Raw genomic sequence first — 12810 nt, forward strand, 5'->3', positions numbered from 1 at the left:
GCGGCGGCGCCAGCCACGTAGGGCTGACGCCGCCGAACACTCACCGACGCTTCTTGTTGCGGCGATTTTTCGACTTCTTCGACGATGCGGACCTTCTAGCAGCACGGTTCCCCTCACCGCGAGGAGTCTGCCCGTGCTCCGAGGTGGTCTCTGCCTCACCCTGCTCGTCCGGCGCCGAATAGGTCAAGGCTCGACGAGGACTACTCCCCTTAGAGAGCATCGAGTCAGCCGTAACCGGGTTGCCTCCATCGTCGGTGACCAGGCCGACTTGCGGACCGGTTTCAATCTCGAGGTTGAACAGGAACCCGACGACCTCCTCCTTGAAGGAGTCCATCATCGAGTTGAACATGTCGCCACCTTCGCGCTGGTATTCGACCAACGGATCACGTTGCGCCATAGCCCGCAAACCGATGCCTTCGCGTAAGTAGTCCATCTCGTAGAGGTGCTCGCGCCACTTACGATCCAACACCGTCAGCAGGACTTCACGTTCAAGCTGCCGCATAGTTGCCTCGCCGAGTTCGGACTCGCGGCGATCATAGGCCTCCTGGGCGTCGGCCTTGAAGTGTTCAACGAGCTCCTCGACGTCCTGACAATCAGCATACTCGTCAAGGTCTAGACCAACCGGGTATACGGTTCCGATCTCGTTCCACATCGCATCAAGGTCCCAGTCCTCCGAGTAACCCTCGGTGTACTTGCGAACGCCCGCCTCGACAACACGATCAGTTGTGGCGCGCAACTCAGCCTCGACGTCGGCACCCTCTAGAACCTTGCGCCGATCACCGTAGATGACGTGACGCTGACGGTTCATAACGTCGTCGTACTTGAGGACGTTCTTTCGCATCTCGAAGTTCTGCGCCTCGACCTGCTTCTGTGCACTCTCGATCTGGCGCGACACCCACTTCGATTCGATAGGCATGTCCTCAGGCATCTTGAGGGTCACCATGGCACGATCAATGACCTCGGGCTTGAATAGTCGCATGAGTTCGTCCTGCAGCGACAGATAGAATCGCGACTCACCGGGATCGCCCTGTCGACCGGAACGTCCTCGCAACTGGTTGTCGATACGGCGAGACTCGTGACGCTCCGACCCAATGACATACAAGCCACCGAGCTCCTCGACCTCGTTGTGCTCGGCCTTGGACTGCTCCTCGTACTTGGCCAGGGTGTTGTTCCAGGCAGTCTGGTAGGCCTCCTGGTCCTCGAGCGGGTCCAAGCCCTTCTCACGCAGATCAAGCTCAGTGAGGAACTCCGGGTTGCCGCCGAGGATAATGTCAGTGCCACGGCCAGCCATATTCGTCGACACCGTAACGGCCCCCTTGCGGCCAGCCAAGGCGACGATCGCGGCCTCAGACTCATGGTGCTTGGCGTTCAACACCTTGTGCGGAACACCAGCCCGCTTGAGCTTCTCAGAAAGCAGCTCCGATTTGGCCACCGAGGCCGTGCCGATAAGGATCGGCTGACCCGCCTCGTGGCGCTCAACGACATCGGCAATGATGGCGTCAAACTTGGCATCCTCGGTGCGGTAGATGAGGTCCTTCTGGTCTTTTCGGATCATCGGACGGTTCGTCGGAATCGGAATAACGCCCAGACCATAAATCTTCTGGAATTCGCTTTCCTCAGTCTTAGCGGTACCCGTCATGCCGGCGAGCTTGTCATACATGCGGAAGTAGTTCTGCAGGGTGATCGTCGCGAGAGTCTGATACTCGTCCTTGATCTCGACGTGCTCCTTGGCCTCAAGTGCTTGGTGAAGGCCTTCGTTGTAACGGCGGCCAGCAAGGGTACGACCAGTGTGCTCATCAACGATGAGGACCTCACCATCGACGACGACGTAATCCTTGTCGCGGTGGAAGAGCTCCTTGGCCTTGATGGCGTTGTTGAGATACCCGATGAGCGGAGTGTTCGCCGACTCGTAAAGGTTCTCGATACCAAGCCTCTCCTCAACGGCGGTAATTCCGTGCCCGAGCACAGCGACCGTGCGTTTCTTCTCGTCCACCTCGTAGTCGGCGTCGCGTTCGAGTCGCGAGACGATCTTGGCGAATTCCGGGTACCACTGCTTGTTCTCTTCGGCAGGTCCGGAGATGATCAGCGGAGTACGAGCTTCGTCAACGAGAATGGAGTCGACCTCGTCAACGATCGCGTAATGGTGACCACGCTGCACGCACTCACCAAGCGAATTAGCCATATTGTCGCGCAAGTAATCGAAGCCAAACTCGTTATTCGTGCCATAGGTGACGTCGGCCATATAGGCCTCCTTGCGGGCCATTGGCGGCATGTCCGACAAGATCGCGGAGATCGACAGTCCCAGGAACCGGTGTACACGGCCCATCTGCTCTGACTGCACCCGAGCCAGGTAGTCATTGACGGTGACGATGTGTACACCCTCACCGAGCAGGCCCTCGAGATAGGCAGGAAGCAAGCCGACCAGCGTCTTGCCCTCACCGGTCTTCATCTCGGCGATGTTGCACTGGTGGAGGGCTGCACCGCCCATGATCTGAACATCGAAGTGGCGCTTACCCAGCACGCGCTTCGAGGCCTCACGCACCGTCGCGAAGGCCTCTGGGAGAAGACGATCCAGACTCTCGCCGTTGTCGAGACGCTGACGGAAGTCGGCGGTCTGACCCGCCAACTCGTCGTCGTCCATGGCGACGTAGTCCTCCTCAATGCTGTTGACCTGGCCGACAATGCGGTTGAGTCGGCGGATGATCTTGCCTTCACCGGCGTGCAGCACGCGATCCATGAGGTTCACGGGGCGGGTCCTTCAAGGAGTAGACATCGTAACCGTCTGAGCATATGCCCGACGAGTGGCGTAGTGAAGCCACCGCTCCTATCCTAGGGGGTCCCCGGCCGAACCAAGAATGCCGCAGCTCAATCCACCTTATTGATGCGCGGCGTCAAGACCACCGTCATGCCGATACCAGAGGCTTCGCAGGGCCGATCATCCCAGCACGACAAGCGGCGATGCAGGAGAACCCGCATCGCCGCGACGTCGAAGTCTCAGTAGGTATCACTCGTGGTCAAGGTCCAGATGGATGACGCCGTAGTTGTATCCCTTCTTGCGCCGATAGACGACGCTAGGCCGCTGAGAGTCCTGATCAAGGTAGAGGAAGAAGTCATGACCGACCAGTTCCATCTCATCGAGGGCCTGGGCCAGGGTAAGGGGGACGGCCTGGAAAACCTTCTCCTTGACGTACATGGGGCTATCCCCGGTGACTTCCACGTCACCTGCGATCTTCCTAGTGGCCATGATATCGGGGGCATCGTCGGTGCTCTCCTCAGGCAAAACGTCCAGGACCTGCGAAACACGCAGTCCCCGGCGGCTGCGACGACGATCCGCAGCTTTGACTAACTGGGTGCGAAGCCGATCGGCGGCCATGTCAAAGGCAACCATCTTGTCTTCTGCCTGCCCGACGGCTCGCACCACCGGCCCCTTAGCGCGCAGCGTGATCTCACACGTCATAGCCTGGTCCTTGGGTCCCTTGGTGCCTTGGGCGGTGAAGACCACCTCGGCACGCTGGACCCGGTCCTTCAGCTTTTCGACCCCGGAGAGCCTGTCCTCGACCTGGGCGCGCACGTCGTCACTGACGTGGCAATGCCGTCCCGAAACGATGACCTCCATGACAACCTCCTGTGCTGGGGTTTGCATCGGTCTTTCCGACGCTGACACAAAAAGCACGACCGCGCCCCACCCTCCAACTGGAGATCCTGGTGCCGTTCGGTCGTGCCATGTACCTACGCTAGCCCATGCGGGACGCTCCCAACAGGTATTTGGCAAGCTCCGACGTACTCGGCGACTATGCCGACAGCATTGCGATCATGCCGAGAAACTAATCATGATCACGGCCATCGCATTGCGGTCGCCGCGTCAGCCAGGACGACGATGGCCAGCACCTGCCGTCCTGACCGCGTCAAGGCGCGGCAGGCCTCCTCGACCGTCGCCCCGGAAGTGCGTACGTCATCAACGACAACCACGTCTCCACTCCCAAGATCGGCCCTCATAGATCCTCGTTGATTGGCGCTACGCTGCTCATCGCCGACCTCGAGCTGATCGGCCACCCGACGGGTTCGATGCAGCAACTGAGTCATTGTGGCATCAGGCACCGAAAGCCACTCCAAGGCCGACTGAGTCATGTCGGCGGCGTGGTCAGCTCCTCGTCTTCTTACTGCCCGGCCCGACGACGGCACTGGGACAACGTCGACGTGTCCGGGAGCGGCAGCCACGGCGGGGGCCAATCCGCAGGCCAGCCATTGGCCGAGTTGATCAGTGAGCCAGGTGGCACCGCGATCCTTGTGGGCCGTGATGATTCCCGGGATCGGACCGTAGTAACCCATACACGCGATGATCGGGGGCGGTCCGTCAAGGATGACTCGCGGCGCAGGATTCACACTTTCCAGACATGCCTGGCAGATTCCGATTCCAGGCGCTGCGCAACCGGGACAGCATGCTCCCAGAAACAGATCCGCCAAGGATTCGAGTGTATTCACGATCCATTAGTTTCGTGGTTCGGCCCGCTGCTGCGGAAGGGTCAAGCAGAGTTGGTGCCTGGGACAATCTCGTCCGTGATGCGACACCAGCCGCGATCGCGCGACTCAGCACACCGGGAAGATCTTAGGGCTATCATTCCTCCTCACCGTCCGAATAGCCAACATCGCTCGGAGATGCGGGAAGCGGGGACTCGACAATGACTCCACCGAGCTGTCTGGGGACCACCAATCGAAAGAAGGCCCCCTGGCCTGGACGCCCCCAAGCCGTCAGCCAACCGTGGTGGAGGTTCGCATCCTGGCGGGCGATGGCCAGTCCTAAGCCACTGCCGCCCACAGTACGTACCCGTGAGGGGTCGCCTCGCCAGAATCGTCCGAAAACTTTCTCGGCCTGACACGGCTCGAATCCGACACCATGATCACGCACAGCGACTCCCACCGCACAGTCGTTACCGGCCACCGTGACCTCAACCGTCTTGCCCTCAGCGTGTTCGACGGCGTTGGACAACAAGTTTCGGACGATGCGGCTGATACGGCGCGGATCTACCTCCGCGGTCTGCGCGTCCTCGGCAACGAGCATTATCGGAACACCTAGGCGATCGGCCAACGGTGTGCCGTCGATGATCTCGGATCGCACCAGCTCGCTAATGTCGCAGTCCTCAACGGCGAGTTGGGCGTCACCAGCGTCGAACCGCGAAATCTCCAACAGGTCAACGAGAAGCAGTTCAAACCGCTCCATCTGGGCGCGCATAAGCTCCACAGAACGTACTTGCACTGAATCGTCCGGGTTGGCCTCAATCATTTCCGAGGCCATCCGCATCGTCGTCATCGGCGTACGTAACTCGTGGGACACATCCGAGACGAACTGCTGCTGCAGACTAGACAACCTTTCAAGTTCATCGATGCGCCGGTGCAGCTGAGCAGCCATGTCGTTCATGGACGATGCCAGGGTTGCCAGTTCGTCGGTTCCGCGCACCACCATCCGCTCATCGAGGGCACCAGCGGCCAGCTTCGATGCCGTGATTGACGCTTGACGAATCGGCCGGGAGATGTGGCGGGTCGCCAAATAGGTTGTAACTGCAATGGCCAGAGCCATGAGGGCACCGACGCTGATGACGCTACGGCGCAGCAGCTTGATGGTGGCAACCTCCTGGGTCTCAGGAAAGATGAAATACACCGGGATGGATCGGCTGGCCTCCGGCGACCACAATGTTGACCCGACGACTATTCCAGGGACGTCCGGACGGACGTGGTCGATGTAGTGCACTGTCGTGGGGGCAGTCCACATGCCGTTGGATTCGCCTACTTTGGCCGTCAGGTCCGTCGGGACCGAATCTGGGGAAACGCCTTGGGAGGTGAGGCCGGAAACTGATCCCTGAACGAGGACGTGATATCGACCAGATTGGCTCGCGGCATCGTCGGCAAGATGGTTGAGGCGCTCGTCAAGGGATACCGTGCGCAGATCAGTGCCGCGCAATTGCTCCTGAATCCGATTGATAGTCGCAGCCGTCTCGGCGATGGCCGAGGTGTGCTTGGCGTCAATAATACCCGCCGTGGCCTGACGCACGAGGAAGAAGCCACCAACAATGAGGATGACGAGGCTACTCGACACAGTGATGGTGACCGTGCGTAGCGGCAGGGAAGACCACCACAGTCGTTGCAGCACAGTCGGCCGCGATAAACGCCAACCCAGCCGCTGACCACGACCGGCACGCCGCGTCGGGGTAATCAGCTCTCCTCCTCAGGGGCGCTGATGCGGTAACCGATACCCCGAACGGTGACGATCATTTGGGGGCGATCCGCGTTGCGCTCGACCTTGGCGCGCAGTCTCTGCACGTGGACATTGAGCAACCGGGTGTCGGTGCTGTTGGTGTATCCCCATATCTCACGCAGCAGGGTTTCCCTAGTGAAGACTTTGTTGGGGTGCTGAGCCATCGTAAACAGTAGGGAATACTCCAGCGGGGTGAGCGAAATCTCCTCGCCTCCCAGCTGAACCACATGGGCGGCGGGATCAATGGTCAAGTCCCCGACGGTTACGACTTCGCCCGCCTCATGCGGGACGACGGGCGCGCGCAACCGGGCACGGATACGCGCAACGAGCTCGGCGGACCGGAACGGCTTGCACACGTAGTCGTCGGCTCCAGCGCCAAGACCCCGGACGACATCAGGGGTGTCGGAGCGGGCGGTGAGCATAATGATTGGAACGCCTGACTCGCGTCGAATGTCCTGACAGATCTGGATACCGTTGCGCCCGGGCAACATGAGGTCGAGGAGGACCAGAGCGGGTCTGCGCTCGCGAAAGACGCCCATGACATCGCTGCCGTGGGAGACCCACACTGTCGAGAATCCTTTTTTGACGAGGACAAGCTGAAGCATCTCCGCTAGGGCCGCATCGTCGTCAACCACAAGAATCGGCCCACGATTACCGGCAGGGTCCACCATGGACCTCCTAACTGGGTTCTGGGATGGTGACATGGTAGTCCCCATACTTCTGTCCGACGATCAGTTGAGAGACGGGGTGCTGGTCGCCGTTGCGAGCAACGCAGCGGGACCATTCTGACGGCGCAGCACGGCTCGCCACAAGCCTCGCGGCTGAGAGGAGAAGACATCCTCAGGGTGAGCGACGGCCCTGATCCAGTCCCCCCGAATGAGTTCAGCCTCTAACTGTCCGGGTCCCCACTCGGCATATCCTGCGAAAATCCGGACGTCAGTAAACGCGCCTTCTACGAGTTCGGTCGGGGTGTCGAGGTGGAGCAGCCCAGTCAATCCATGAACGCGTCGCCATCCGGGAGGTTCCTCACTCGATCGTTGCACTCGAGCCAGGCAGATGGCCCCACTTGGTGACATCGGTCCGCCGAGGAAGAGATCCTGCGGCGGAGTAGCTAGATGCACCCAGCGAGGCAGTTGCCTGTGCAAAGTTCCCGCTGTGCATGGTTGATTGACGATGACTCCGAGGACGCCGTCAAAAGCCACGTCGATGAGGCAGATGACGGACTCGTGAAAAATACCCTCGCCAATTTGGCGACTCGCCACCAGCAGGTCACCAGCTTTGAAAGGATTCGCGAGCCTCACAGTGTCTATTGTGCCACCCAAAATCAGGGTATCGAGGCGCGATCATCAACGGATCCTCGCGATAGGACTGCTCGTGCTGTGAGGCTGATTGACCCGTTGGGCCACTCTGCCAGGCCTGGTCAACTAGCTTCGGCCCCCGTGAGCGCAGTGCCCACGTCTCCCCTGCTGATCAATCGAACTGAGCGCCCGTCACAGACCCGCCCCACGGCCGAAGAAACACATCTGGCCCTCAGGTTAGCATCGTTATTGTGGATCTTTTTCGCACGTGTGGTGCTCGGGGCCTTGCTGTATCTATGCATCGATGATCTGCGGGAGCCGGTTTGGGTCACAAGGCGACATGTACTTCTCCCACCCCCTCAATCAGCTTCAGTGATGGGACCGGATGTACGTTGGCCATCCACGCCACTAGGTCCGCCATCTGCATGAGTTGCGACGTCTTGGAGTCTTATGGGATCGGATCCTCCACGATGCGTCGCGCTCGCCAAGTAGCAGGCACCCGGTACGTCGAATCGCTCTCGTCCCGTCCATGAAGATCAACCCCCAGTGCATCTCGCTGCACAAACTCCTGTTCAAACGAGTCCAACAGCACCCGATACAGGCCCCGCCTCATCACAGCAAAGTCGACGGGCTCGCCGTTCGTGGCCACGGCTCGAAACAGTCCCCTCCCCGTATACGACACAGCCCGCTTTTGGACGCCCTGAGTCGTCGATGTAGAGCATGCGATCCAGTTGGGCAGGCACGCGCCATATCTTATCGGCTCGCCATCTTGGGGATAGTTTGAGCCTTACACGGGTGGTCCCTGCATTTCCGCCAGTACTCGACGGTGTTGCTATCTTTCCTTGCCAGTGCATGTATAAAGTCATGCCTGACCACTAATTACAACCCGGCCTCGCAGGCCTGCACCCCCAGAGCTCCCTCCCATCGACATCGCGTGCAGTACCCGTGGCACTACTTACCGTCGGTCATCCACACCCCACATCCCGCCCAGAATCGGTGGATCCGGACATGCCTACGCCGCCCCAACGCCACAGCAGGGTGATCAGCCCAGCCGGGCCCGGCCGCCCGGAACCACTCCCCGGCACTGCAAAGCGGTGTGCGTAGCGTCCGGCGGCAGGCTTGGGCGCGTGTTCGCCACTGGGGCGGCCATCCCTCTTTGCTCATACGCTTCAGAGCCCGTTGGTGATCGACTGCGAGTAGACCGTCACGTCATCCTAAAGGTCCGCGCACAAGGTGTCGGTTTTTTAGGCGAGGAGGTAGCCCCACTACTGATCGGCATAGCGGTCTTCGGTAACCAGGCACCGCACAAGAGCTTCGACTACCTTACGCTTGGCCCGAGCGATGTCGCTCTCGCGACCGCGCTCGTCCTTACCTTCAATGATCCAGCGGAAGGGTGTACTCGGCGTCGACAGAGGCCAGCACCTTCACCGTCCAATCGGTGAAGGCGATGTGCTTCATGAATGTTGCCACGAGATAGCGCTGCACGTAACGGGTCATCACGGCCGTGCTCGATGTCGACCGGGTACCGACGCCGCGGGGTGGGAAGAAATGGAGCCACACCATCATCCGCTCGATCCTGGTCAGCGAGAAGTACAGGGGTGACGCACTGTGGCTGCGTCTACGGGACGGAGACTTGACATCCCACAAGCGCGCACAAGACCCGGATCTGGCAGTGTGACGAGAAGTGCCCTCGATCGGTTGCGGTTGGGATGCTCGTCCTACGCGACCGCCAGCTCGAGCGGCTCTTCCAAACCGCGCTCACCCAGTTGGCCCAGTCGCGGGACTTGACCGAATGGAACCCATCTACGCCACCGGGAAGCCGGATAAACAGTCCGTCCAGCTGCGCGCCGCCACCGACGTCGGCACCCGGATGACAGGAGAAGCCATCACCGACAGCACCCGGCAATTCCAAGACCGATACGCCTACCGGCAGCACTTCGTACAGCCCCCGATATCTACCGCGCCCTATGCAACCGTAGCGTGGCACATAAGACGCATCTCTGTGACACTGTGCACACTTGCCGATGCGGCCATAGCCCGTAGCCAGACGCAAAAATCCCACCCTGACTAGGGGTGGGATTTTTTATATGTGGAGATGGCGGGAATTGAACCCGCGTCCTTGAAAGACCGTCCAGACATTCTCCGGGCGCAGTCGATGCTGTCGTTGTTGCTCGGCTCCTGCACTCACACCGACATGGTGCAGACAAGCCCAGTCACGGAAAAGTCCCGTACCGCCTCCGTGACCACGGCTGTACAGCAAGCCTTCTAAACGAGGCCAGGATCCGGACGGAAGGCTACATCCGGGCTGACCCTTCGATCACTGATCAGGCAGCGAGAGCGAAGTCAGTGCGAGTGTTCTCGGCACTTATTGGTTTCCAAGGATCGTTAACGAGTTGACCCTGGGTCCTCGGCCCGCTTCTCCTGGAACAACCATTCCAAGTCGAAACCAGTCATCCCCCTGTTGAGTTGTATCAGCTCATTCTACCTCATCGACCACGATTTACCGAATCCACGCACGCCGTCGCCCATCGTCGAAGAGCCTCAGCGGAATCGCCTGAAGAACGGGGTTCGTCCACTCATGTCCCTCGAATGCCTTAGCAGCGTGGATGATCGTGCCTGCGAACCACGCCATGCCGACGAATGGGAAGGTCACGATCATGAGGTTCGTCTTGACGGCCGCTCCCAACACGACCGCCCCCAGGAGTAGCGCGACAAGCTGGAAGTTAGCTTGCTGGGCCACCTGACGACGCATCCAGGATCCTCGTGGCGAGATAACCACACCCAATATCGGCCCCAGCGGGCCAAGGAAGAACGGGGACAGTCCAATGACGCCAGCCGCCAACGTCTCGCTTGCGGCGATACGCGAACCGTGGACCTGCCCACCGACAACCGCTAGACCAGTTAGGGTAGCGTCGAGGTCGGCACGCGTCACCGCATCCAGAGCACGTGTCACTCTGCCCTCGAAGTTGTCGGGCGAGAGTCGGCCGTCAACGTAAGCATTGCGCAGATAGGCCACGGCTTGATCACGTTCAACGCCGCTGACAAGCCAGTCATCCTTTCGGGTCTGCCGCGTCTGCCAGCTGTTCATGTTTCCAGGATGAACCGACAGCATGGCCTAACCAACCGAACGCACTGTGGGGTAGACCGTGGTCATAGGTGCCGCCCGCAGCCGCGATACCTGTGTCTCAGTCTTGCCCTTGGAACCCTCGAATTGCCTGCACAATCGTGACTGCCATCCAGATCAGTGACAGAAAACCCACGTTCCGGTGATTCAAGCCAAAGCCCATCGGGCCTATACCAAAGCCTGTCACGAAGGCGAAGAACACGATCTGGGTCACCAGCTGGAGTTTGATCTTGCTGTGCGCCCATGACCCTTTAGCCGTCAGCGCGAAACCGGCGGCCGGTCCAATCGGACCACTAATCAGGGCCGACAGACCGCACAGCCCAACTCCCGTCGTAGGCCTCTTCTTCGGGATGTCCGGCAACGGCGCCCTGATCCCTTCGGGAACGGAGGGCTTGAAGGACGGCAGATTGCGATAGCTCTCGTCGAGTTCGGAACGGATTCGCGCCAATAGGGCAGTCTCAATGCGGCGTTCTCGCTCCATATCGTCAATAACGCCATGGGCATAGGCGTCATTAATATGGTCAAGAACCCTGTCTCGCTGCACATTCGTCACCCGCAGCGACGAGTCATCGGGTCCCCAATTCATCGAGTTCCGACCTCTCCGAAACTACCCAAGCCCGCAATAGCTTCACGCAGCTCCGTGATCTGCTCAGCGACGCGCTCAGGCGCAGTCCCGCCACGTCCGGCCCGGGAACACACCGAACCCTCAACCGTCATGACCTCGCGCACCTGCGGAGTCAGGCGGGGGTCGATCGTGGCAAGTTCCTGGTCGGTGAGATCGGCCAACTCCTTATTCTGGGACTCTGCCTCTCGCACACAAGCGCCGGACAACTCGTGAGCAACCCGGAAAGGCACCCCCTGACGCACCAGCCACTCAGCAACGTCCGTGGCCAACGAAAACCCCTGGCCCGCCATCTCAGCCATTCGATCGGTGTTGAACACGGCGGTGTCCATCATCCCGGTGACAGCTGGCAGCAGCAGGTGCAGCTGATCAATCTGGTCGAAGACCGGCTCCTTGTCCTCCTGGAGGTCACGGGCGTACGCCAGCGGCATGCCCTTAAGGGAAGCCATAAGACCGGCGAGATCGCCAATGAGACGGCCTGCCTTGCCGCGGGCAAGCTCAGCGATGTCCGGGTTCTTTTTCTGCGGCATGATCGACGAACCCGTCGAGAAGGAATCGTCGAGAGTGACGTAACCGAACTCGCGGGTATTCCAGATGATGATCTCTTCACTCAACCGCGATAGATCGACTCCGACTTGGGCGGCAACGAAGGCGAACTCGGCGACGACGTCTCGAGCCGCAGTGCCATCAATGGAATTCGGGACTGACGATGAGAACCCCAGATCACGCGCAACCGCCTCTGGATCCAGACCCAATGATGATCCTGCTAGGGCTCCGGACCCGTATGGCGAACAGTCCATCCGCGCATCAAGGTCACGGAAACGCTGTACGTCGCGGAGCAGCGGCCACGCGTGGGCCAACAAGTGGTGAGCCAGCAGCACCGGCTGAGCATGCTGCATGTGGGTACGACCAACAATAACCGCGTCACCGACGTCCTCAGCTCGTCGACTTAGCACATGAGCGAGCCCCAAAAGCTCCCCAGCAAGACTGCGGGCCTCCTCGCGCAAGTAGCGACGCAGCAGAGCAATAATCTGGTCGTTGCGGGAACGCCCGGCACGTAGCCGTCCTCCCAGATCCTCCCCGGCACGCTCCATGAGGCCGCGCTCCAGGGCAGTATGGACGTCCTCGTCCTCTGGCTGAGCCACGAAACGGCCCGAAACAACGTCCTCCTCCAAGGCGTTAAGAGCCTCAATCATCCCCTCGTACTGATCGTCATCGAGGAGACCTGCGGCATGAAGTACCCCAGCGTGAGCTCTCGACCCAGCAATGTCGTGGCGGGCTAGTCGCCAATCGAATTGGGTGGAAACCGACAGCGCCGCCAACGCCTCAGACGGGCCGCCAGAGAATCGTCCGCCCCACAGCGCCATCGGGCGATCGGCCTGGGCGTTGTTGTGGGCATGATCGTGCGGTTCGGTGGTCACAAAGAACTCCTCAATCAGGGACTTTCAGCTTACCTACCACCCTTCACACCGTATCCAAATCCCTTGTGCTTTCCCACGGCATCGGGGACGGTCGT

9 protein-coding genes, 1 other RNA gene and 1 pseudogene are annotated in these 12810 nt (G+C 60.2%); all 11 read right to left on the bottom strand.

What is annotated here, in order from left to right; genetic code table 11:
* Window positions 1-40 precede the first annotated feature (40 nt).
* On the bottom strand, window positions 41-2746 hold the full coding sequence (gene secA, locus A5483_RS06390; protein WP_479405402.1) for a preprotein translocase subunit SecA: 2706 nt from the start codon (window positions 2744-2746) through the stop codon (window positions 41-43).
* A 258-nt stretch (window positions 2747-3004) separates the two neighbouring features.
* Window positions 3005-3616 (bottom strand): ribosome hibernation-promoting factor, HPF/YfiA family, encoded by a 612-nt coding sequence (gene hpf / locus A5483_RS06395; RefSeq protein WP_370803998.1) that lies wholly within the window; start codon window positions 3614-3616, stop codon window positions 3005-3007.
* Window positions 3617-3834: 218 nt separating this feature from the next.
* Entirely contained in the window at window positions 3835-4329 is a 495-nt protein-coding gene (locus tag A5483_RS06400) for a ComF family protein (protein ID WP_042842682.1), read from the bottom strand.
* Between the two features lie 286 nt (window positions 4330-4615).
* A complete protein-coding gene (gene mtrB / locus A5483_RS06405; RefSeq protein ID WP_277619690.1) occupies window positions 4616-6118 on the bottom strand; it encodes an MtrAB system histidine kinase MtrB in 1503 nt (500 codons plus the stop codon).
* An 89-nt stretch (window positions 6119-6207) separates the two neighbouring features.
* Window positions 6208-6918, bottom strand: coding sequence for an MtrAB system response regulator MtrA (gene mtrA / locus A5483_RS06410; protein ID WP_002548563.1), 711 nt, complete (start codon window positions 6916-6918; stop codon window positions 6208-6210).
* A gap of 63 nt (window positions 6919-6981) precedes the next feature.
* The gene (locus A5483_RS06415; protein WP_193790454.1) at window positions 6982-7560 is read right to left on the bottom strand and encodes a YqgE/AlgH family protein; all 579 of its coding nucleotides are present in this window, start codon (window positions 7558-7560) and stop codon (window positions 6982-6984) included.
* 1362 nt (window positions 7561-8922) lie between these two features.
* Complete coding sequence (locus tag A5483_RS06425; RefSeq protein ID WP_063811277.1) at window positions 8923-9114, bottom strand: hypothetical protein; 192 nt, start codon at window positions 9112-9114, stop codon at window positions 8923-8925.
* 521 nt (window positions 9115-9635) lie between these two features.
* Window positions 9636-10006: a transfer-messenger RNA gene (gene ssrA, locus A5483_RS06435) on the bottom strand.
* Between the two features lie 28 nt (window positions 10007-10034).
* A pseudogene (locus A5483_RS06440) lies at window positions 10035-10636 on the bottom strand (DUF1707 SHOCT-like domain-containing protein).
* A gap of 97 nt (window positions 10637-10733) precedes the next feature.
* Window positions 10734-11258 (bottom strand): DUF1707 SHOCT-like domain-containing protein, encoded by a 525-nt coding sequence (locus A5483_RS06445; protein WP_063811279.1) that lies wholly within the window; start codon window positions 11256-11258, stop codon window positions 10734-10736.
* Window positions 11255-12715, bottom strand: coding sequence for an argininosuccinate lyase (gene argH, locus A5483_RS06450; protein ID WP_206598483.1), 1461 nt, complete (start codon window positions 12713-12715; stop codon window positions 11255-11257). The genes A5483_RS06445 and argH overlap by 4 nt, the downstream gene beginning before the upstream one ends.
* Window positions 12716-12810: the final 95 nt, after the last annotated feature.

Source organism: Cutibacterium namnetense (genome assembly GCF_001642025.1).
Taxonomy (GTDB): domain Bacteria; phylum Actinomycetota; class Actinomycetes; order Propionibacteriales; family Propionibacteriaceae; genus Cutibacterium; species Cutibacterium namnetense.